We start from the raw sequence: 22,400 nt of genomic DNA, 5'->3' as shown, positions 1-22,400 counted from the left end.
AATGGCTATTAAATTTCATGATGGTGTCGTTGCGCCAAAAGAAAAAAGTGAAGAGAGGGCAAAAGAATACGCCCAAACTGTCAATAAAATAGAAAATGCTGTTTTTAGAAATAATCTAAATGCGCTATTTTCTCAAGATGAGATTTTGGCTACTAGGCTCTTTTCTTTGGGCGAGCAAAAAAACTATGAAGTATTTATCGGCAAAGATCCGATCGATATAAATATAATAGACAAAAAAACTCTATCTTATGTCTATGAAAAGCCAGCTTCTGATATACAAAATATGCTTGAAGGCCTTGGCTCCCAGTGCAAGCGCTATCCAGTGATGTTCTTCTATGGACTTGGCAACGGAGTGTTTTACAAAGCTTTGCTTTATAACCAAACTCACCAGCATATAATTGTCGTCGAACCAGACCTTGAGATACTTTATATCACATTAAATTTAGTTGATCTATCAAAAGAGTTACTTAGCGAAAGACTTATCATCTTCTATTCAGAGCTTACAACCTATTCGCAAATTTATCAGCTTATGATAGGTCAGGTTTATTCTGTATATGCCAAAACCTATAACTTTCATGTTCACACGCCTTTTTATGATAAATTTGCAGATGACTATAATAGAATTAATCAATATTTTGTAAGAGCCATTTCACAAGTCGTAGCATCACATGGAAATAGTGTAGATGACCTGCTTCAAGGTGTTAGAAACAACACCGAGAACCTGCCTCAGCTTATAAAGGGCTATGTCTATCAAGATCTCATAAAAAAACGAAAAGGTCTTATGGATACGGCTGTGATAGTAGCTACTGGGCCAAGCCTAGATAAACAGCTTGACACACTTAAGAAATTTGCCCCTTATGTTACTGTTATCAGCCTAGATGCCTCTTTACCGATACTAGCAAAGCATGGCATCAAGCCAGACTATGTTACTTCTATAGAAAGGGTTATAGAAACATCAAGCTTTTTTAAAAAGAGAAATGGAAATTTAGATAAAGACGCATACTTTATCGTAGCATCGCTAACGCATCCTCAAAGTGTGAAAAATATCTTGCCAAGACGCTTAGTGCTTACGTTTCGCCCACAGGCTGAACGCGCTATGGGTTTAAACAAGCATGGCTATCTTGGTATCGGACTTAGCACGGCAAATCAAGCCTATCAACTAGCCTATACTCTAGATCATAAAAATATAGTCTTGATAGGTCAAGACTTAGCCTTTGCACCAGATGGCAAAAGCCACGCAACAGGTCATGCTTTTGCGCAAGCGGATGAAAATTTATACACTACAGCTTACGGCGGAGTAGGCGAGGTTAGAACTACTTATGTTTGGGATAAATTTAAAAACCAATACGAATCAGATATTGAATCAACAAATAAAAAAGGCATAAAAAACTACAACTGTACAGAAGGTGGAGCTATGATCAAAGGTACCATTGAAAAGCCTTTTATTCAAGTCATGGAGGAGCTTACTCGCGGCAAAGAGATAAAAAATTTGCCTCACATTAGCTTGCCTAGTGAAAAGACTATAAAAAAAGAGCTTTTGCAAGCCTATAAATTTATACAAACTAAGATCAAATTTGAAGAAGAGATAAAACAAAAGCTTGAAGAGGTCTTTTTAGAAATCACTCCAGATATAGACAAAATGATAGAGATAAGAGATAAAGGAGAGCTTGGTGAGAAGCATTTCAAGAAACTATTATCTATAACTAAAAAGATAGATAAGATCAAAAATTTCGTAGGAAGACAACAATATAGACGATATATCGAATACATCTTGTCGATCTCTGTATATTACCAAGAGCTTGAGCTTGCTAAAATTTCAGTTGAATCTAGTGATGCAGTTATGCAAAAGGTAAATAAATTAGCAGAGTGGGTTGAGATGCATAAGTATTGGATATTTTCTTTAGCTGGTGGTTTAGATGCTGAGATAAAAACTACTAAGAAGGCTAGTAAAAATTTACTCAATGAAGTTAAAAAGCTTGGACTTATATAAGCCAAGCTTTTTAAACATAGACAAACCAAATCTCAAATAATTTTATAAAATGCCTTTGAAGTTTCTAGCTTTGAAGGCTGATTATTCAAAACACTATTTACATATTTGATTTTATTTTTATAAATTTAAAAAGCCCCAAAGCTAGGCTTTGAGGCTTGGGGGTTTGCGTATTGTAAAAGCATTAACACGTTTAAGGCTTTGCTACTGCTACAAAGCCTTATTTAAAACTTCACTCAGCTCCTACTATTGTAGTAGCTTCATTACGTTTTGTTGAACGCTGTTTGCTTGACTCATAGCATAAGCACCTGATTGAGCTAGGATGTTATGTTTTGAGAAGTTAGCAGACTCGCTAGCAAAGTCAACATCTCTGATTTGTGATTCTGCTGATTTTACGTTAACTTGAGTTACAGTGATATTATTAACTGTAGCTTGAAGTTGGTTTTGAACTGAACCAAGGTCTGAACGAATTTGGTCAAGTGTTTTTTGAGCTGACTCAGCGATACTCATAACAGCCATCGCACCGCGAAGTGTCATAACACCAGCACTTTGGTTAGATGTCATAGCACCACTATTGTTCATTCTAGTAAAGCCCATAGCAGCAGCTAGAGTTTTATCTATCTGACCTTTGATCTCACGTAGTGAGACAGATGCTTGAGCGCCACCGTTACTACCAGTTTTAGTAGCACTAAAAGCCACTGATAATTTACTGCCGATGTTGCCAGTATCCATCTTAATGTCACGTCCATCAAGTTTTACTAGGTTTAATCTTCCGATAAACATAGTAGATAGTGCTGTTCCAAATGATGTCGCATTTTTACCTTCGGCAGCATAACCAAAGATAGCAGACATATTGTTTGCAGCTGTTGCTCCATCTGCTTTTGATTTAGCTTGTATAGCGCGACCATCTACTGATGTAAGCACTAGCTTGCCTTTGTCAAGTGAAGCTCTTACGCCAGTTTGGTCTGTAACAGCATTGATAGCGTTTATAAGTGCGCCATTTTCGTCATTTGCTTTAATGCTAATGTCGCCTATTTTAACGCCATTTATCTCTAAATCTTTCATCTCGCCAGCAGCGATAGCTTTGTTTCCTACCCAAGTAACATCATAAGTAGCACGAACGCCAGTTTCTTTTGCAACTTTGTTGATGTTCTCTGCTAGAGCGCCTACACCTTTACCAAGACCAAACGAGAGAGTAGCAGCTTGAGCTTTTACGTTATTTACACCATCTACGTTAAGGAATGTGATACTAACTGCACCAGCTCCACCAACTGTTAGAAGTTTTGAACTCTCAAAACGTGTAAGACCGATCTTGTCAGATGTAGTCGCACCAATACTTGCTTTAACAGTTTGGTTTGAATAAGCACCTATTTGGAACTCTTTATTAGAGAATGTTCCGTTTAGTAGTTGCTGACCGTTAAATGAAGTAGTGTTACCGATATTGTCAAGCTCTTCCATTAGACGAACGATATCAGCTTGCAATGCTTGGCGTGATTGAGTTGTTTGGCCGTCTTGAGCTGATTGAGTAGCTTTAGCTTTGATAGTGTCAAGAACTTTTAACTGCTCGTCCATAGCTTTGTCGGCAACTTGAATGATACCAATAGCATCATTACCATTTGCAATAGCTTGACCTAGAGCTGAAGCTTGGCTTCTTAAGCTATCTGCGATAGATAGACCTGAAGCGTCATCTGCAGCTGTTTGGATACGAAGACCTGAGCTAAGTTTACCAAGTGACTTAGATAGGTCAGTGTTGTTGCTAACTGCGTTAGCGTGTGTGTTAAGTGCGTTTACGTTTGTGTTAATACGAAAACTCATTGTAAATCCTTTTAATTTTTTTATGTTACGACTTCGTGCCGCACAAAAACTATATCGCTTGATTTTGAAAAAAGTTTATAGATGAAGTAAAAAATTTATATCATAAAAACATTTGATGTAAAATTTCTTTTAACTCTTCGACCTGTTCGCCCTCTAGCTCGCCAACTTTTGAGATAAATCTATCAACACTTACACATCTTATCTGATCACAAAGTATTTTTGCCTCTTTGCCAAGCAACTCAAAATTTACTCTATATGGCGCATCAAAACCTTTGCTTGTAATAGGTGCAATTAGCCTAGTTTGTAGATAGACAAGCTGAGGTGGCGAAATAATGACGCAAGGTCTAGTTTTTTGTATTTCAGCTCCAATCGTAGGATCAAGGTTGATAAACCAAATTTCATATCTGCTCATCACCACTGCCACTCTTTATCGCCTATATCAATGGCTTCAAACTCACTATCTATCTTTTCACTTTGTGCTAGTTTTCTAAGCTCTAAAGTATCCCACTCGTCTATGTCGTTTTGTTTTACTGGTCTTAAAAATATGCCGTCTTTTAAAATTTCAAGAGAAATTTTTTTAAATCCAAACTGCTCTATAACAGCCTTTGGAAGCCTTATGCCTTGAGAATTTCCTATTTGGATTAAATTTGTTATCATGCAGTTGCTCCTTTTGTGTAATCATATTGTAATTACATTTAAAAGCACTTAAAGAGATTTTATGGTTTCAATCGATTTTATTTCTGCTACAATTACGCCAAAAAATTTAAAGGCTATATATAAATGAAAAGCTTAATCATCGTGGAATCTCCCGCAAAAGCAAAAACTATCAAAAATTTCTTAGACAAAAGCTACAACGTCATCGCCTCAAAAGGCCACATCAGAGACTTGCCAAAAACGAGCTTTGGCATCAAGATAGAGGATGATAAATTTACCCCAGAGTATCGCATCAGTAGCGACCACTCCGCCATCGTAAAAGAGATAAAAGAGCTTGCCAAGGGTGCAGATGAAATTTACCTCGCGACCGATGAGGATAGAGAGGGTGAGGCGATCGCATTTCATATTGCAAATGCCATCGGCAAAGAGCCAACAAGCCTGCCTCGCATCGTCTTTCACGAGATCACAAAAAGCGCCATACAAAACGCTCTAAAAAGCCCAAGACACGTCGATATGAACAGCGTCAATGCCCAGCAAACAAGGCGCTTGCTTGACCGCATCGTTGGCTACAAGCTAAGCCCGCTTTTAAATTTAAAGATACAAAAAGGCTTAAGCGCTGGACGTGTGCAAAGTGCAGCGCTAAAGATAATAGTCGATCGCGAGCGTGAAATTCAGGCATTTAAGCCGGTTGAATACTACACCATTGACACCGTTTTTAAAAAAGACCTAGACGCCGAGCTAGTTAAATTTGAAAACCAAAAGATCGAAAAGCTCACTATCCAAAATCCAGACCGCGCAAAATACATCATTGAAAATTTACAAAATGAGAAATTTAGCGTCCGTGAGATCGAGAGCAAGGATAGAAAGATCCAGCCAAGCCCGCCATTTATGACTTCAACCCTTCAGCAAAGTGCGAGCAACCGCCTTGGTTTTAGCCCTAAAAAGACGATGATGATCGCGCAAAGCCTCTATGAGGGCGTGCAAACAAACGAGGGCTTCATGGGTGCGATCACTTATATGAGAACGGACAGCTTAAACTTAGCCAAAGAGGCCGTCGCAGCCGCTAGAGAGCACATCCTGCAAAACTACGGCAAAGAGTACTTGCCAACCAAAGCGATAAGCTACACGACAAGCTCAAAAGGCGCGCAAGAAGCCCACGAAGCGATCCGCCCTACAAATTTAAACTTCACACCGCAAATCGCCGCTAAATTTCTAGAAAAAGATGCGCTAAAACTCTACACGCTCATCTACAATAGATTTTTAGCCTGCCAAATGAGCGCATGTGTGAGCCAAACGCAAAATGTCTATGTCACAAGCGAAAAAGGCGAGTTTAAGATAAGTGGCAGAAAGGTGCTATTTGACGGCTTTTACAAGGTTTATGGCGAGCTTGATAAGGATAAAATTTTGCCAAATTTAAAAAAGGGCGACGAGATGAGTTTGCAAAGCATAAAAAGCACGCAAAACTTCACTGAGCCACCAGCTAGGTACTCTGAAGCTGGCCTTGTTAAAAAGCTAGAAAGCCTTGGCATCGGCCGCCCAAGCACATACGCACCGACCATCTCGCTGCTAACATCAAGAGACTACGTGAGGATCGAGAAAAAGCAGCTCATACCAAACGAGATCGCATTTAGCATGATAGGCGTTTTGGAGGAGCACTTTAGCAACATCGTCGATAGCGAATTTACCTCACATCTTGAAGAAAAGCTCGATGAGATCGCACTTAATAAGGCTGACTGGCAAAAGGTGCTAAGCGACTTTTACTATCCATTTATGGAAAAAATAAGCGCTGGCAAAACTGGCATAAAGAGCCTAAAAACAGCCACTCCGATCGGCGAGAAGTGCCCAGAGTGCGGAAGCGAGCTAGTGCTTAGAAAGGGCAGATACGGCGAGTTTATCGCTTGTTCAAATTTCCCAAAATGCAAATACTCAAGAAATGTCGCAAAAGATAATGAAAAGAGTGCAGAAACTGGCTCTGCAACGGCAGCTAAGCCAAAACGCGAGCTTAAAAAGCTTGACGTGCCATGTCCAAAATGTGGTGGAGAGATCGTCGAGAGATTTAGCAGGCGCGGTAAATTTTATGGATGTGCCAACTATCCAAAATGCGACTTCATCTCAAACTACGAGCCAGTCGCGCAAAAATGCGACGAGTGCGGCGGCGATATGATCAAAAAAGAGCTTAAAAAAGGCACTTTTATAGAGTGCACAAAGTGTAAGAAAAAGACACTTATCTCTGAAAATTAAAATTTCTAGCCAAATTTTAGCCCTTGAGCCTAAATTTGGCTTATAAATTTGGACTTTAAATGCCTGAAACTATCGTAGAAGTTAGCCAGTATAAAGGGCAAAAGAGCCTTGTGATAAACTGCACTCAGCTAGGGGACAGCTTCACGCCGCAGTATAAAACCGCCAGGCAAAAAAGAGCAGTGCTTGATGAGTGGTGCGACTTTTTAAGAAGCGAGCAAGAGGCATTTGACGAGCTTAACTTTTGCACCAAAATGCCTCAAGAGCTCTTTGACGCAGCGTGTTGCCAAAGAAATTTAAAGAGCCTTCACATCAAATGGGGCTCGTATGAGAGCCTTGATGCGCTAGCAAATCTTTCTAGTCTAAAGAGCCTTTTTGTAGGCTCAGGAGCTAGCGTAAAAAGCATCGCACCGGTTGCGACACTTACTGGACTTGAAAGCCTTGCGGTGGAGAATTTTCAAAAGATAAGTAACTACTCTGCGCTTTCAAATTTGCAAAATTTAAAGAGCCTAGAGATTAGCGGAGACGGACTTTCGCCTAAATTTATCCACATCGAAAGCTTAGAGTTTTTGCGCCAGATGCCTGGGCTAACCAGCCTTGTGATCTTGGTGGCTAGGCTAAAAAGCAAGGACTACTCGCCTATCTTATCTCTAAAATCCATCACTCACCTAAGCCTGCCACCACAGCACGCACTTTTTGGACTTTTTGACGAGCTTAGTGCTTTGCCAAATTTAAAAACAGGTCTTTTAAAAGAGAGAGCGGAAATTTATAATAAAAAGTAATGCTGTAAAATTTAAATTTTCGCATAGTTTTATTTTTAAGAGTAAATTGTAAAATCTTACTCGCTCGTAAATTTTAAAATTTGCTTGACACTTGCATGATGATAAAACGCATGCGGCGCAAAGCGCTATTGCATGCCCTTTGAACGTGCGAGGGGTTTGGAGGATTTAAAAAGGGGGATAAGGGGACGGCCTCGTAACTCGAGTCCCCTTGTCTCCCTTTTGATAAATTTATATCGCAGAGTAAATTTTTAAAATTTCACTCACTCGCAAGAGTTGACTACTAAAATTTGACTTCGCTTATCGCTTAGCTCAAATTTTAGAGCCGAAATTACTCGTTCATGAAATTTTAAAATTTACTTGACACTTACCTGTTTTAATAAAGCAAATTTACAAATTTTAAAATCTTACTCGTTCGCCTTAGCAGACTAATAAATTTAGGCTGCACTTCGTTTAGCACTAAATTTAGAGCCGTGATATGCTCGCTTATTAAATTTTAAAATTTACCCGTTTTTTTCATAAATTCAAGCCACTCTACTTAAATTTTAAACCTACCAAAGCTATAATGCTCCCCAAAAAAGGACAAAAAATGAAGACAATTATGCTTTGTGCGATATGCTCCGTCACTCAGGGAAACTGCGCTGAGGACTGCGCTTATTGCACACAAAGTGCCAAAATTGGCGCTGATATCACGAAATTTAAAGAAAAAAGCGTGCAGCAGGTGGTGGACGAGGCCAAAATGGCATATAAAAACCACGCTCTTGGCTTTTGTTTAGTCACAAGTGGCGCTAGGCTAAATGACAAAAAGACCGACTATATCGCATCTTTGGCAAGAGCTGTGCATAAAGAAGTGCCAAATTTGATGCTCATCGCATGTAACGGCATGGCGACTTACGAGCAGCTTTGTGAGCTCAAAAATGCTGGCGTTTTTAGCTACAACCACAACCTAGAAACTAGCCGCGAATATTTCCCAAAAATCTGCACAACACACTCTTGGGACGAGCGATATCAGACAAATTTAGACGCAAAAAGGGCTGGGCTCATGCTTTGCACTGGCGGCATTTACGGCGTCGGCGAGAGCGAGGATGACAGGGTGAGCTTTAGAGCCAGCTTAAAGGAGCTTGAGCCGTTTTCATCGCCTATAAATTTTTTCATAAAAAGTGACGCTCTAAGGCTTGATCAGCCACCTCTTAGCGCGGATGAAGCCCTAAAAATAGTGCGTGAGACCAAAAGCGCGCTGCCAGAAACTAGGGTCATGATAGCTGGCGGCAGGGAGAAGATATTGGGCCAGAGGCAGTATGAGATCTTCGAAAATGGCGCAGATGCGATCGTGATAGGCGACTACCTCACCGCAAAGGGCGAGAAGGCGAGCAAGGACATCGAGGAGCTTACAAAGCGCGGTTTTAGCTTTGCAAGTATCTGTCACTAATGTTTGTAAATTTACTTTTTGCGGGGCTTGGAGGCTTTATCGGGGCTGGGTGCAGGTTTTTAGCTGGCGAGCTGCTAAAATTTAGTCACTTTCCGCTAGCCACGCTTGGTGTAAATGTGCTTGGCGGCTTCATTATAGGCGTTTTATTTTGCCTAAATTTAAGCCAAAGCGTGAGAGTGTTCTTAGTCGTTGGCATACTTGGTGGCTTTACCACGTTTTCAAGCTTTAGCCTTGATAGCGTTAAATTTTTACTAGAAGGCGAACTCGTAAAAGGCTTTTTAAATATATTTTTAAACCTTAGCCTTTGCCTACTTGCAAGCTATCTTGGCATTTTGCTTGGTAAAAATTTATGAATTTAAGTAAAACTGTTTGCAAAATTAAAATTCACTAGAGTTTATAACCGCATGCAGTGCTTTTAGCACGATTGCATGCCCTTTGAACGTGCGAGGGGGAGTGTGGGATCTAAAGGGAGATAAGGGAACTTCTTTGCTTCGCTAGCTCGCAACTGCAAGCAGACCGTAACTCGAGTCCCCTTGTCTCCCTTTTGATAAATTTGTATTTCAAAGCAAATTTTAAAATTCCATTCACTCGCAAGAGTTGACTACTAAAATTTGGCTTCGCTAACCGCTTAGCTCAAATTTTAGAGCCGAAATTACTCACTCATGAAATTTTAAAATTTGCCTTTATTTATTGACTAGCTTAATAAAAGCATTTGAGAAATTTGCTTGAATTTTGCGCATTAATGGCGTTATACGTGCAGTGTGTAAGAAAAGATGTGCTTAACAAAAGATACGGCAAATGTGAGGATAATAACAGCTACTAAGCGAGTAAATTTACATTTTTAGCAAATTTACTCAGCAAAAACCACATAAATTTACGCAAAACAGCCAAATTTAACTCGCCGTAAAGCCACACTAAACGGCTAAATTTCTTTGGCGATCTTGCTCATTTTGTTTATCAGCTCTTCACGCTCGCTTGATTTTAGGTTGCCGTATTGAAGCTTTGTCATCATCTGCATGAAGTCAAACTGCTTAAACATCTGTGCGTCGCTCTTTAGCTCTTTTTCAAGCTTCTCGTAGATCTTTTCTGTCTCTTTGTTTGCTTTTTCTAAATTTTGCAAAAAGCTTCCAGTTGCGCTTGAGTCAAGGTCGTTTTTTGCAGCCTTGTCGATGGCATTTTTTAAATTTGATAAATTTTCAGAAATTTTCATCTGCACTTCCTTTTGGATTTTAAAATTTAGAGCAAATTTTATTCCTAAATTTCATCCCACCACTTTTTTCTAGGTGGATTTTGCACGGTGAAAACCTCTCCGATCATCGGTGTTGCGTAGTTTAGCTCAAGTTTTGTTGCAGCCTTTTCAAAACGCTTGATCGGCTCATCCCAAGCGTGATAAGAAAGATCAAATTTGCCCCAATGTACCGGCACGCCAAGCTTAGCTTCAAGATCTTTTAGCGCTTGCGCTGACTCCTCTGGCTTCATGTGCACGTAAGGCCAGCCATCGCTGTAAGCGCCATTTTCTATAAAAACTAGATCAAAACCGCCAAATTTCTCACTTATCATCTTAAAATGCTTGCCATATCCGCCATCGCCACTAAAATAAAAGCTAAAGCCAGCCTCCTCTACCGCCCAGCCGCCCCAAAGCGTGGTATTTCTTTTAAATGTGCGCCCGCTAAAGTGCCTTGAGGGGCAAAAAGTGAAGTTTAAATTTCCTATCTTTTGCTCGTTAAACCAGTCAAACTCGTAAATTTTGTCTGCGTTTACGCCCCATTTTACGAGGTGAGCTTTGACTCCAAGTGGCACTAGAAATTTGGCTATCCTATCCTTTAGCTCAAGGATCGTTTTATAGTCAAGGTGGTCGTAGTGGTCGTGCGAGATGAGGGCGATGTCGATCACCTCCGGGTAGTCGCTGGCGGTGATGGCGTGCTCGTAGGCAAAGGGCTTGCCGCCAAGTTGAAGAGGGAATGCTCGGTGCAAAGCTGGGTCTGTGACGATGGTTTTGCCATCAAGCTTGCAGATTAGGCTAACGTGCCCAAGCCAGATAAACTCGCCATTTTTGATGGCGTTTGCGTCAAATTTTAAATTTGGCAAAGGGCGCTTTGGTAGCTTGCCTTTTGGTGGAAAGAGCGCTTGAGGGACGTAATTTAACATAGACGCTTGTGGGCTTTTCTTTACCATATCAATCGTTGGCTCTAAATTTATAAAAACTTTGCCGTTAAAATTTGGCGAAGTCTCTATAAGTTTTTGGCTTTTGGCATCTGGTCTACCGCCAAAAACAGGGGCAAATTTCATAAATGCAAAACCTGCAAAAATAGGCAAAAATATGACTATAAAAATTTCCATCAATAATCCTTTTAAATTTAAAGGTTGGATTATATTTTATATTTTTAAATTTCAGTTTCATTTAATTAACCCAAGCTTAAAAAACTAATTTTTAAGTTTAAACTTAATTAAGATAATTTTACTCTTTTTACTAATTATCTGTTATGAAATATTAATCTTTTTTGATTAATCACACGAAAACAACGCCTTTTAATAGCATATCTTAAACTAATATAAAATAAAAATTTAATTTCAAAAATACAAAATTTGTCAGATAGCTGACGGAATTTAATCGCCAGAAGTTATAGAATTGTTCCAAAAATTCAGGAAGGAGCGTTTGAGATGTTAAATAAAAATTTAACTATCTCTATTCATGTGATTAACAATCACTCTATTAGTGAGCAGGGCGGTCTTGCCTTGTTTTTTAGGAGGAATTTATGAAAAAACATAAATTTGTGATTGCCGATTCTAAACGCTGCATAGGATGTGCGACCTGTATGGCTGCATGTTTTAAAAGTGCTTATGAACGCGGCAAGCTATCACGTGCAAGGCTAAGTGTGCTAAGAGAAGCTAGTGGTGTTATGCCGACTCAGTGCAGACAATGCGACGATGGCCCTTGCGCAAATGTATGCCCAACTGGAGCGTTGCGATTTAACGATAATTGCATCGAACTTCACGAGGAAATTTGTATAGGTTGCAAGATGTGCACGATCGCTTGCCCTTATGGTGCGATAAGCTCAAGTGCAGAGCTTATGCCTTCAGTAAATTACGCTGTCGAGCCAAAATACTATCTTGAAGTAGAGTCACAATCAGGCGCAAAAAACATCGCAGTAAAATGTGATATGTGCTTTGGCCGTGAAAATGGACCAGCTTGCGTTGATGTATGCCCAACAAGCGCTCTTATAATGGTTGATCCAGAAGAGGGCAAACATAAGCTTGGCAAGAGGATAGACTACGAAGCAGCGAATAAATTTGCTACTAAAATTTTAAACGGACAAGGAGCATAAGATGACTACGGTTTATATGCTATTTCTTGTAAGTGCCGTCGTTAGTATCTTGCTCTACTGCGCTCCAAAAGCCGCTGTTAAAGTTGGTTTTGGACTAAGTGCTATAAGCTGCTTTTATGCGATGTGTCACTTCGTTGCAAATATGGGAGTAAGTGATAGCTTTGCTCTTATGGATGGCTTTTTGTATTCGCCAAAATTTGCGCTAAATCCACTTGGAAATTTCTTCAGCTTTGTCGTCGTTTTCATCGGATTTGCAAGTAGTGTTTATGGTATGAGCTATGCAGAAGAGTACATAAAAAAAGCAAACGTTGGTGTGTTTGCATGTTTGTTTAACACATTCATCCTTTCAATGCTTCTAGTAATCAGCGCTGATAATGTATTTTGCTTTGTTGTTTTATGGGAGCTTATGACTCTTGTATCATCATTTCTTATCATCGTCAATGACGGTAAAAATACACTTAAAGCGGTTATGGTATATCTTGGTATCGCACAAATCGGTGCATTTTGTATAACCTGTGGCCTGCTTATCACAGCTTACTACGCAGGAAGCTTTGAATTTAGCGCATTTATGGGTGTTAAGATGCCATTTGGCGCTTCTGCTGCTGTATTTATACTATTCTTAGTCGGCTTTGGTAGTAAAGCTGGTATGTGGCCATTCCACGTTTGGCTTCCACAAGCTCACCCAGCAGCACCATCAAACGTTTCAGCCCTTATGTCAGGCGTTATGATTAAAGTTGCTCTATTTACACTAGTTAAATTTACACTTTACCTACCACTTAGCACATACTTTGGTCTTACAATACTCGCTCTTGGTGCAGCTAGCTCACTATTTGGTGTTTTATACGCTCTTTGCCAACACGACTTCAAAGCTTTGCTTGCTTACCACTCAGTTGAGAACATAGGCATCATCTTACTAGGTCTTGGAACAGGTATCTACGGCGTTGCAGCTGGAAATTTAACACTTGCAGCAGTAGGTTTTCTAGCAGGTTGCTACCACGTAGTCAATCACGCTATATTTAAAGGTCTTCTTTTCCTTTGCGCTGGTTCAGTTATCCACGCTACTCATACACAAAATATGGACATCCTTGGTGGTCTTGCTAAAAAAATGCCATGGACAAGCCTTGGTATGTTTATAGGTATCATGGGTATCGCAGCTTTACCTCCAGTAAATGGCTTTGTTTCAGAGTGGTTTACATATCAAGGTATGCTTCAAGGTGCGATGGGAGAAGGAACATTAGTTAGATATGCATTTACACTTGGCGTCGTAGCTCTTGCGCTAACAGGCGTTTTGGTTGGTATGCACCTTAAACTTTACGCTGTTATCTTTGCAGGTACTCCAAGAGATCAAAAAATTTGGGAAAATGCTAAAGAGAGTCCGATAGGAATGGTTCTTGGTATGATCATCCTAATGATAGGCTGCGTTGGCTTTGGTCTTGGCGCAAACTACATAGTTGATTACATCATGCAAGCTGTAAATTCTATCGCTATAAGCGACTATAAAGCTAGCCTTGGTGCTATAAATGTAACTTCACCTATGGGCAGCATGATCTCAACTCCACTTATCGCTTTAGTCCTATGTGCAACTATGATTTTGCCATTTATCATCCTTGCTGTTATGAAAGCAAACAGAGATAAACCACGCGAAACTGATCCTTGGGCTTGTGGCTTTAAATATAGCTCACGTATGCAAATGACAGGTGGTCCATTCACTGGCGACCTTAGAAAAATTATGCAATGGCTATTTAGAGCTGATAAAAAAGTAGTTACTAGAAATTATTTTGACGCGGTTGAGTATCACAACCATCCAAAAGATATTTGGTGGGGAATGTTTTATGAGCCAGTCATTAAATGGTGTGTGAAATTTGCTGATAAGCTAGGTATCGTTCAAAGTGGTTATACAAATGTATATACACTTTATATCTTGCTATATCTTTGTGTCATACTTGCTGTGAGCTACTTTTTAGTTTAGGAGACGAAAATGCAAACTATACTTTTAATGATATTTCAAGTAGTCGTTATCGTTTTGGTAGCTCCTTTGTTTGATGGTATGGCAAGAAAACTTAGAGCTAAACTTCAATCAAAACAAGGTAGCGATTTCTTTCAAACATATCGCGACATTATAAAGCTTTTTAGAAGAGGAAGAACCGTCCCTGAGTGCTCTCACTGGGTATTTAGATGGGCTCCATTTTTCCTTTTTGCAACTTCAGCTGCAGTGCTAGCTGCTATACCTATCACTTACAGCAAAGACACTGTATTTGGAGCTTACTCAGATATATTTGTTATCCTATATCTTGGTGCGCTACTTAGATTTGTATTTGGTGCAGCTTCAATGGATAGCGGCAACCCATTTGCAGCGACAGGTGGCGGCAGGGAGCAAATGCTTGGTGTTTATGTTGAGCCAGTTATGATTATGTGCTTAATCGTAGTTATGCTTGCAGCTAAAACATCAAATTTAGTTGAGATCCAAGAGATGGTAAGAACTGGCGTTATCGGATATCAAATTCCAAGTTTTGCCGTTGCTTCTATCGCATTTTTGTGGTGTATGTATGTTGAGACTGGTAGAAAGCCATTTGACTTAGCTGAAGCAGAACAAGAGCTTCAAGAGGGTGTTCTTGGTGAGTATGCTGGTAGCGACCTTGGCTTAGTTCAAGCATCACTTATATTAAAACAGTTTGCTATGATCGGACTTTTCCTAAGCATATTTGAGCCATGGAATTTTAGCAATCCTTTCTTAGCTATTATCGTTTTTGTGATAAAAACTGGAGTATTTTACGTCGCAGCTGTATTTATAGACAACTTTGGACCACGCTTTAAAATGACTTCATCTTTACGCAAAAATGCTCTTGGTGCACTTGCTATCTCGTTTGTTGCACTAACACTTTATGTAGTAGGAGCGTGAGATGCAAACACTAGATATATTAGCCATTTGCATGATCGTAACTTCGCTTGCGGTTTTTGGTCTTAGAAGCTTGAAACTCTCAATCATCGCTTATGCGATAGAGACACTACTTTTAGTTAGTATATTTTTCTTGCTATCTGAGAAATTTAACGCTGAGCAGCTAAAAACTTGGGCGATCGTTGCGTTTTTTACCAAAGTTCTTTTCGTGCCAGGAATTTTGTTCTGGCTTATCAAAAAACTTGGCGTAGTTAGCGAAGATGAGCCAGTTGGTGGATTTTTTGTAAGTCCTGTTATTGCTATGGGATTTTCTCTAGCTCTTTCAATGAGTATCCACCCTATATTTTTAAAATTCTCTCTTATCAAAGAAGAGATTATGTTAATCGCTGCTGGAACAGTCTTTATGATGGGAATTTTTGGCTTTATGCTAAGAAACTCATTTATAAAACAAATTCTAGCTTACTGCTTGTTTGAAAACGGTATCCACCTAAGCCTTGCTCTAATGGCTTACAACTCACATGAGCTAGTTGAGCTTGGAATTTTAACAGATGCGATATTTGCTGTTATTATCATGAGCGTTCTAGCGATTAGATTTTATAAAGCTTATGATAGCTTAGATACTTCTAAAGCTTCAAATTTAAGGGGTTAGAGATGGATAGTTTAGCTTTAATACTTATCTTACCGCTCCTTGGTGCTTTGATCTTGTTTTTAAGTCCTAAAAACTATGCAGTACTTAGCGGACTTCATGTCTTGTTTTCTGCTGCGACATCAGTGGCTTTACTTAACAATGTTCTTAAAGTTTTAAGTGGCGGAACTTTTTATAGTTTTGATAAATTTTTATTCTTAGATAGCTTAGGCTGTGTTTTCTTGGTGCTTATCGCCGTAACTGGATTTATAGTAAATTTCTACTCTATCCATTACATGAGATGGGAGCTTGAAGATGGACACATCCACCTAAGTGATCTTAAAAAATACTACGCACTAAGCCATGTATTTATCTTTACAATGACTTTAAGCGTTATCTGCAACAACGTTGCGTTTATGTGGGCAGCTATCGAGGCTACTACACTAGCTTCTGTATTTTTGGTTGCTATCCACAAAGATCAAAAATCAACAGAGAGTGGTTACAAATACATCGTTCTTTGCTCAATCGGTCTAGCATTTGCTCTTTATGCAACCGTTCTTCTATACTCAGCTACATATAGCACACTAGGAGACGGCGAGGCTTCTATGCAGTTCTCAAGCATAATGGCTAACGCTAAAAATCTAAACCCAGATGCAGCAAAACTTATCTTTGTGTTTGCGCTAATTGGTTTTGGTACAAAAGCTGGTCTTGCTCCAACTCACACTTGGTTGCCAGACGTTCACGCTGAAGGTCCAGCACCTATCTCAGCATTGCTATCAGGCGTACTTTTAAAATGTGCGATGCTTGCACTTTTAAGATACTACGCTATCACAGCTCAAGCAGTTGGATTTAGCTTTGTTGAAGGCGTAATGATCGTTTCAGGAACTATCACACTTTTTGTAGCAGGATTTTTCCTAATAAGACAACACAACGTAAAAAGAATGTTTGCATACCACTCAATCGTTCACATGGGTGTTATCGCATTTGCACTTGGTGTTGGCGGTAAATTTGGTCTATTTGCAGCGATATTCCACTGCTTAGCTCACAGCTTCACAAAAGCTTTGGCTTTCTGCTCAACAGGTAACATAGCAAGAATTTACGGCCACAAAGATATGAGTAAGATGGGCGGCATGGTTAAGATCGCACCTATTACAACTATTATGTTTGGTGCAGCTGTATGCTCACTAGTTGGTGTTCCAGCATTTGCTATATTTGTTAGCGAATATAACGTCTTTGTTGGAGCTATCACAAGTGGTCAATACATCGCAGTTGCGCTATTTGCTATTGCACTTGCAGTTATTTTCATAGCTGACTTTGCGCACTTTAACATGGCAAGCTTTGGCGAGCCAAAAGGTGTGGTTGTTCATAATAAAGAGATGAGTTTATTTGAAAATTTACCTCTTATAGCACTCTGTGCCCTTATCATAATCTTTGGCGTATGGCACGTAGATAGCTTTTATACGCTAGTAAATAACGGTGTTAATATAATGATGGGAGCTTTAAAATGAGAGGCGATAAATTTGTTGAAATCCTAAAAACAAAGGTAAAAATTTTAGAAGTAACTCGTCAAGCAGACGATCAGATCACAGTTTTGGTCGATAGAAACGATCTTCCACTAGCTGTTAAAACACTTTATTATGATATCGGTGGCTTTATAAGCACTATGATACCAAACGACGAACGCCAGATAAATGGCTGCTATGCGCTTTACTATGCTATCTCAATGGAAGGTAGCAAGATGACTGAGGCGGACGACTTTGCAGCTGAGGATAAGTGCTTTATCACAGTTAAAACTCTTATCCCAGGAAGCGATCCGACATTCCCATCAGTTACTCCACTTGTACCAGCTTGTGTTTGGTATGAAAGAGAAGCTTATGATATGTTTGGCCTAGTAGCTGAGGGTCTGCCTGATAAAAGACGTCTAGTTTTAAGTGATGACTGGCCAGACGGACTTCACCCACTTAGAAAAGATGCTATGGACTACCGCTACCGCCCTGATCCAGTAGATCACAGAGATGAGCCTGATGCGGAGTTTTTGTTCCCAACAGGTGATGCAGTAGTCGATGTGCCACTTGGACCATTACACGTTACATCTGATGAGCCAGGTCACTTTAGACTTTTCTGTGACGGCGACGAGATCATCGACGCTGACTACCGCTTATTCTATCAACACCGCGGTATGGAGAAGCTAGCTGAAAACAGAATGAACTATGATCAAATGGGCTATCTTGCAGAGCGCGTTTGCGGAATTTGTGGTTATGCTCATGCTATTGCGTGTATCGAAGCAGCAGAAAAAGCTATCAAGCTTGAAATCCCACTAAGGGCTCAAGCTATACGCGTCATCTGTCTTGAGATCGAGCGTCTTCACAGCCACCTTTTAAATATTGGTCTAGCTTGTGAGGTCACTGGTAACTACAACGCTTTCATGCATATCTTTAGGGTTCGTGAGTACTCTATGGAGCTAGCTCAACTTGTAACTGGCGGACGTAAAACATACGGCAACGTCGTTATGGGTGGCTTAAGACGTGATATGACAAACCATGAGATCAAAAAAGGCTTAGAGATCATCAACAAACTTGACATTCAAATTTCAGAAATTTGGGATGCAGTTTTGGAAGATAAACGCCAAATCGGACGCTGGAAAGGTGTAGGTATCCTAGACCGCCAAATAGCACGTGATTTTAGCCCAGTTGGTCCAAATATGAGAGGCTCTGGCTTTAAACGTGATAACCGCTATGATCACCCATACGACTTCTTCAAACAGATAGAATTTGAAGTAGCAGTTGAGCATGGTTGCGACGTTTTTGCTCGTGAGATGGTTAGATATAAAGAGCTAAAAAGCTCTATCCACATCATCCGCCAATGCTTTGAGATGATGCCTCAAACTCCGATCATGATCGATCCTGTGACTATGATCAAGCCAGAGAATTTCGCACTTGGTCACGATGAGGCACCACGTGGTGAGAATGTTCACTGGATCATGCAAGGTAGCGCTCAAAAAGTATATCGCTGGAGATGTAGGGCTGCGACATATAACAACTGGCCAAGCCTAAGGTATCAATTTAGAGGAAACAACATAAGTGACGCTGCACTTATCGTTTGCTCACTTGACCCTTGCTACTCATGCACCGAGCGTGTTACTTTGGTTGATGTAAGGACTAAAAAAAGTAAAATTTTAACAGAAAAAGACCTTAAAAAATTCTGTCAAGATGGCGGGGTTAGTAAGAAGGATTTAAGATGATGAAGTTATTTGACATCACAGAAAAATATGGAAAGGCGACATACGCCTATCCATTTGAGCCATATATTGTGCCTGAGAATTTCCGCGGTCAGCCAGACTATACATACGATCTTTGTATAGGTTGTGCAGCTTGCGGTATCGCTTGCCCTAGTAACGCAATAGAGCTTAAGATGAACGATGAGCAAACAAGGCTTGTTTGGCAGTTTGACTGTGGTCGCTGCATATTCTGCGGACGCTGCGATGAGGTTTGCCCAACTGGAGCTGTAAGACTTAGCGATAGCTTTGAGCTTGCGGTTAAATTTGACAAGAGCGCTCTTATACAAAGAGGCGAGCTTGAGATGCAAACTTGCAAATGCTGCGGCAAGCCATTTACGCCAAAAAGGCTTATAAATTTCACCCTTGAAAAGCTTGGCACAGCAAATTTACTCCCAGGCAGACTTGAAGAGGCAAAAGAGTATCTTTTTATCTGCCCAGAGTGCAAGAAAAATCAATCTGCTGAGAGGCTAACAAAAGGCGTTGAGGAGGCTATAAAATGAGTCTATATCAAGTCCCAGAGGACATAAAAACAGCAAATGACCTAACTGCAAAGCTAGAGCATTTAAAAAATATCAAAAGAAGCTTTAGCGTTTATAGGATCGACTGCGGAAGCTGCAACGGTTGTGAGATCGAAATTTTCGCTGCTATCACTCCGATGTGGGACCCAGAGCGCTTTGGCTTTAAGCTTGTAGCAAACCCAAGACACGCTGATATCTTGCTTTGCTCAGGACCAGTCACAAGACAGATGTACTACCCACTTCTTCGTGCTTATGAAGCAGCTCCAGATCCTAAGATCGTAGTTGCTTTTGGTGCTTGTGGAAGTACTGGTGGAATTTTCCACGACGCTTACAGTGTTTGGGGCGGTATAGATAAGATAATCCCAGTTGATGTCTATATCCCAGGCTGCCCTCCACACCCAGCAAGTGTTATTTATGGTCTAGGTATGGCTCTTGGTATCATTGATCAAAAGCTACACAAAAAAAGCTACGAAAACGACAGCACTACGCCTCCTCCAGTTAAAAAGTCAGTAATGGGCGATATCTTGTTTGAACGTGACTTGCATGCTGAAAGTAAAAGGCTGATGAGTTATATCTTTGGTAGAACACTATTTGAAAAATATATGGACGCTATCAAGGGCTCAAGTGATATCCACAACCCAGAGCTTGCACGTGAAGCGGTTATAGCAGCTATCAAAAAAGAAGATGATCCTAGATATGCTGAGTGTATGGCACTTTTACACAACGATGTCTATCTAAAATATGCAAAAGCTGGTAAAAATTTTGCGATTGATGTTGATAGTGAGGTTTGGAGTAAAAGATGATACAAGTTTATAAGCTTACAAAAAGGCATATGGACGACAACGAGAAGCTTCCACGCGAGCTAAAGGAGATAAAAATTTTCTCCACTTGCGTGGGACACGGCGTTGGTACGATTGATTTTAGCGAGAAGGTCTTAGAGTTAAGCGATGAGGAATTTGACGAGATGATCAAAAACTCAGGCGAATATGTGAAATTTAAGATCGGAAATTTAAGCAAGTATTTTGAAGTTGAAATTTTTGCTGAGCATATCGCTAGACTCTTGCCACAGCTTTGTGAGTGTAAGCTTAAAGAAATTTTGGCAAATTTAAAAGAGGGATATATCGTGCTTAGGAAGGACTTTTGATGAAAAAGGCCATCCTTTGCATCGGTAATCCTATGCGTGGCGACGATGATGTTGGCAATGAAGTCGGCCGCATCGTAGAAACTGAGCTAAAAGAGTGGAAGGTCTTTTTTGGGCAAGATGTGCCTGAGAATGAATTTTCAGCTATTAGAGAATTTGCGCCTGACATTTTGATAGTAGTCGATGCGATGAGCGGCTTTGATGAGGATAAGATAGAGTTTTTTGACCTAAGTGACGATAGAGACTACATCTACTCAACCCACAACCTCCCAACGCCGGTGCTTTTAAGCTATTTGCGTAAAATTTGTCCAAAGACGCTTTTTCTTGGCATTAGCGTCCTGCTTGAAAATGTCCTTGATTTTGAGGAAGGGCTAAGCGAGCAGGCTAAAAAAAGTGCCAGAAAAGCTTTTTTAAGAATTGTAGAGATTGATAAAAATTTAGTTGGTTAAATTTAGTAAGAGCTAAATTTAATCTGGGGTTTGCTAAAGATAAATTTGATCATTTTGGATTTGAAATTTAGTGTAAAACTAATTTTTAAACATTAAATTTTGACGCTAAAATGTCTATCTTTGGCACTACTTCTTTGCTTTTATTTCTTATAGATCAAAGAAGGTCAAATAAAAAGGAGACGTGATGTTAAATCCGGCAGAAACCGCTCAAGCGGTGTCAAGTTCTATGGAGCATAAAGCTCATACGCCACTTGTAAGCATTATCTTCCTTGCTATTATGGCTGGAGCTGCTATTGCAATGGGTGATATTTTTTGGGCTCACTCAACAGTTGGTATGGCTGAAAAACAGTCTATCGGTCTTTCAAACTTCATCGGTGGTATCACATTTAGTTGCGGCCTCATGATGGTTGTATTTTATGGCGGTCACCTATTTACTAGCTCTATTTTAAGTGGTGTTAGTGCATATGATGGCAAATTGCCACTTGGCAAAACCATAGGCTATTGGGTAATTGTTTGGATATTTAACTTCGTTGGTGGCGCATTGATCGCTTATATGTATTACTACTCTGGTTTGCCACTAAAATACGACGGCTACATCTTGCAACACTTCGTACCAGCAGCTATTGGCAAGATCACAGCACCATTTCATGAGCTATTTCTTCGTGGTATCTTTTGTAACGTCTTTGTTTGTATGTCTATCTGGACTGCGACAAGCGAGAGCAACCTATCTGGTAAATTCTTTGCCATTATGTGGATGATCGGCGCATTCGTTGCTTGCTCAATGGAACACTGCGTTGCAAATATGTTCATCATCACTGAAGCTATCATCTCTAAAGCTCACTACATAGCAGCAAGTGGCGGCGATATCAACGCTGCAGCAGCTTTACTTCACACTACAGCTGATAAACTAGATGTCATCAACTGGACAAATTTCTTAAGCAAAAACTTGCTTCCAGTTACACTTGGCAACATCTGCGGTGGTCTTTTCTTTGTTGGTCTTGTTGGCTTCATGGCTAATAAATTTGATATGAAGAAAAAAGCTTAAAACTAACTTTTAGTCTTTGCTTTTATGGCAAAGGCTAAATTTTAAATTTCTCTCTTTCTTACCTTAAAAGTTTCAAAAAAATCTCTTATTTTTTATCTAAAAAATGTCACACTCATCTTAAATTTATCGTTTTAACTCCCCATTATTTGAAAATTTGTGACATTTTGGAGTTTAAAACATCTTGGCTAATAAATTTAGAGCAATAATAAAGCTAAAATTTA

The 22,400-nt window shown here is 39.9% G+C and carries 21 protein-coding genes; 16 read left to right on the top strand and 5 right to left on the bottom strand.

What is annotated here, in order from left to right:
• Nucleotide 1: 1 nt before the first annotated feature.
• Complete coding sequence (locus UNSWCS_RS04720; protein WP_021087552.1) at nt 2–1,990, top strand: motility associated factor glycosyltransferase family protein; 1,989 nt, start codon at nt 2–4, stop codon at nt 1,988–1,990.
• Between the two features lie 243 nt (nt 1,991–2,233).
• On the opposite strand, the gene UNSWCS_RS04715 is transcribed toward UNSWCS_RS04720, so the two are convergent.
• From UNSWCS_RS04715 to UNSWCS_RS04705, 3 genes are all read right to left on the bottom strand, one after another.
• On the bottom strand, nt 2,234–3,802 hold the full coding sequence (locus UNSWCS_RS04715) for a flagellin B (RefSeq protein WP_021087533.1): 1,569 nt from the start codon (nt 3,800–3,802) through the stop codon (nt 2,234–2,236).
• Between the two features lie 100 nt (nt 3,803–3,902).
• Nucleotides 3,903–4,226, bottom strand: coding sequence for a type II toxin-antitoxin system PemK/MazF family toxin (locus UNSWCS_RS04710; protein ID WP_021087550.1), 324 nt, complete (start codon nt 4,224–4,226; stop codon nt 3,903–3,905).
• Nucleotides 4,214–4,459 carry an AbrB/MazE/SpoVT family DNA-binding domain-containing protein gene (locus tag UNSWCS_RS04705; protein ID WP_021087541.1) on the bottom strand — a complete coding sequence of 82 codons (246 nt, stop codon included), beginning with the start codon at nt 4,457–4,459 and terminating at the stop codon, nt 4,214–4,216. Before UNSWCS_RS04705 ends, UNSWCS_RS04710 begins: the two co-directional genes overlap by 13 nt.
• Nucleotides 4,460–4,582: 123 nt before the next feature.
• Here UNSWCS_RS04705 and topA point away from each other — a divergent pair, with 123 nt between their 5' ends.
• The 4 genes from topA to crcB all read left to right on the top strand — a co-directional run bounded on the left by topA (nt 4,583) and on the right by crcB (nt 9,255).
• Nucleotides 4,583–6,697 (top strand): type I DNA topoisomerase, encoded by a 2,115-nt coding sequence (topA, locus tag UNSWCS_RS04700; protein ID WP_021087516.1) that lies wholly within the window; start codon nt 4,583–4,585, stop codon nt 6,695–6,697.
• Nucleotides 6,698–6,756: 59 nt separating this feature from the next.
• Nucleotides 6,757–7,476, top strand: a complete 720-nt coding sequence (locus UNSWCS_RS04695) for a hypothetical protein (protein ID WP_021087540.1) — start codon at nt 6,757–6,759, stop codon at nt 7,474–7,476.
• A gap of 586 nt (nt 7,477–8,062) precedes the next feature.
• Nucleotides 8,063–8,902 carry a biotin synthase gene (locus tag UNSWCS_RS04690; RefSeq protein ID WP_021087532.1) on the top strand — a complete coding sequence of 280 codons (840 nt, stop codon included), beginning with the start codon at nt 8,063–8,065 and terminating at the stop codon, nt 8,900–8,902.
• Nucleotides 8,902–9,255, top strand: coding sequence for a fluoride efflux transporter CrcB (crcB, locus tag UNSWCS_RS04685; protein WP_021087528.1), 354 nt, complete (start codon nt 8,902–8,904; stop codon nt 9,253–9,255). The genes UNSWCS_RS04690 and crcB overlap by 1 nt, the downstream gene beginning before the upstream one ends.
• Before the next feature lie 569 nt (nt 9,256–9,824).
• Here the strand turns inward: crcB and UNSWCS_RS04680 are convergent.
• The gene (locus tag UNSWCS_RS04680) at nt 9,825–10,112 is read right to left on the bottom strand and encodes a hypothetical protein (RefSeq protein WP_021085374.1); all 288 of its coding nucleotides are present in this window, start codon (nt 10,110–10,112) and stop codon (nt 9,825–9,827) included.
• Nucleotides 10,113–10,156: 44 nt separating this feature from the next.
• Nucleotides 10,157–11,242, bottom strand: a complete 1,086-nt coding sequence (locus tag UNSWCS_RS04675; protein ID WP_021087525.1) for an MBL fold metallo-hydrolase — start codon at nt 11,240–11,242, stop codon at nt 10,157–10,159.
• A 416-nt stretch (nt 11,243–11,658) separates the two neighbouring features.
• On the opposite strand from UNSWCS_RS04675, the gene UNSWCS_RS04670 reads away from it, so the two are divergent.
• The 11 genes from UNSWCS_RS04670 (at nt 11,659) to UNSWCS_RS04620 (ending at nt 22,179) form a co-directional block, all read left to right on the top strand.
• Nucleotides 11,659–12,228 carry a 4Fe-4S dicluster domain-containing protein gene (locus tag UNSWCS_RS04670; RefSeq protein WP_002939266.1) on the top strand — a complete coding sequence of 190 codons (570 nt, stop codon included), beginning with the start codon at nt 11,659–11,661 and terminating at the stop codon, nt 12,226–12,228.
• Nucleotide 12,229: 1 nt separating this feature from the next.
• The gene (locus tag UNSWCS_RS04665; RefSeq protein ID WP_012001180.1) at nt 12,230–14,197 is read left to right on the top strand and encodes a proton-conducting transporter membrane subunit; all 1,968 of its coding nucleotides are present in this window, start codon (nt 12,230–12,232) and stop codon (nt 14,195–14,197) included.
• 9 nt (nt 14,198–14,206) lie between these two features.
• Nucleotides 14,207–15,127, top strand: a complete 921-nt coding sequence (locus UNSWCS_RS04660; protein ID WP_002939300.1) for a respiratory chain complex I subunit 1 family protein — start codon at nt 14,207–14,209, stop codon at nt 15,125–15,127.
• A gap of 1 nt (nt 15,128) precedes the next feature.
• Entirely contained in the window at nt 15,129–15,773 is a 645-nt protein-coding gene (hyfE, locus tag UNSWCS_RS04655) for a hydrogenase 4 membrane subunit (protein WP_012001181.1), read from the top strand.
• 2 nt (nt 15,774–15,775) lie between these two features.
• The gene (locus tag UNSWCS_RS04650) at nt 15,776–17,257 is read left to right on the top strand and encodes a hydrogenase 4 subunit F (RefSeq protein WP_012001182.1); all 1,482 of its coding nucleotides are present in this window, start codon (nt 15,776–15,778) and stop codon (nt 17,255–17,257) included.
• Nucleotides 17,254–18,990: an NADH-quinone oxidoreductase subunit C gene (locus tag UNSWCS_RS04645; protein ID WP_009294856.1), complete on the top strand. Its 1,737-nt coding sequence runs from the start codon at nt 17,254–17,256 to the stop codon at nt 18,988–18,990. The genes UNSWCS_RS04650 and UNSWCS_RS04645 overlap by 4 nt, the downstream gene beginning before the upstream one ends.
• Entirely contained in the window at nt 18,987–19,526 is a 540-nt protein-coding gene (locus UNSWCS_RS04640) for a formate hydrogenlyase complex iron-sulfur subunit (protein WP_002939210.1), read from the top strand. Before UNSWCS_RS04645 ends, UNSWCS_RS04640 begins: the two co-directional genes overlap by 4 nt.
• Entirely contained in the window at nt 19,523–20,347 is an 825-nt protein-coding gene (locus UNSWCS_RS04635) for an NADH-quinone oxidoreductase subunit B family protein (protein ID WP_021087529.1), read from the top strand. The genes UNSWCS_RS04640 and UNSWCS_RS04635 overlap by 4 nt, the downstream gene beginning before the upstream one ends.
• The gene (locus UNSWCS_RS04630) at nt 20,344–20,688 is read left to right on the top strand and encodes a formate hydrogenlyase maturation HycH family protein (protein ID WP_012001185.1); all 345 of its coding nucleotides are present in this window, start codon (nt 20,344–20,346) and stop codon (nt 20,686–20,688) included. Before UNSWCS_RS04635 ends, UNSWCS_RS04630 begins: the two co-directional genes overlap by 4 nt.
• The gene (locus UNSWCS_RS04625; RefSeq protein WP_021087517.1) at nt 20,688–21,134 is read left to right on the top strand and encodes a hydrogenase 3 maturation endopeptidase HyCI; all 447 of its coding nucleotides are present in this window, start codon (nt 20,688–20,690) and stop codon (nt 21,132–21,134) included. The genes UNSWCS_RS04630 and UNSWCS_RS04625 overlap by 1 nt, the downstream gene beginning before the upstream one ends.
• Before the next feature lie 184 nt (nt 21,135–21,318).
• Entirely contained in the window at nt 21,319–22,179 is an 861-nt protein-coding gene (locus UNSWCS_RS04620; protein WP_035143519.1) for a formate/nitrite transporter family protein, read from the top strand.
• Nucleotides 22,180–22,400: the final 221 nt, after the last annotated feature.

The organism is Campylobacter concisus UNSWCS, assembly GCF_000466685.1.
Classification (GTDB): Bacteria; Campylobacterota; Campylobacteria; order Campylobacterales; family Campylobacteraceae; genus Campylobacter_A; species Campylobacter_A concisus_A.
This window is presented reverse-complemented; position numbering and strand designations above follow the sequence as displayed.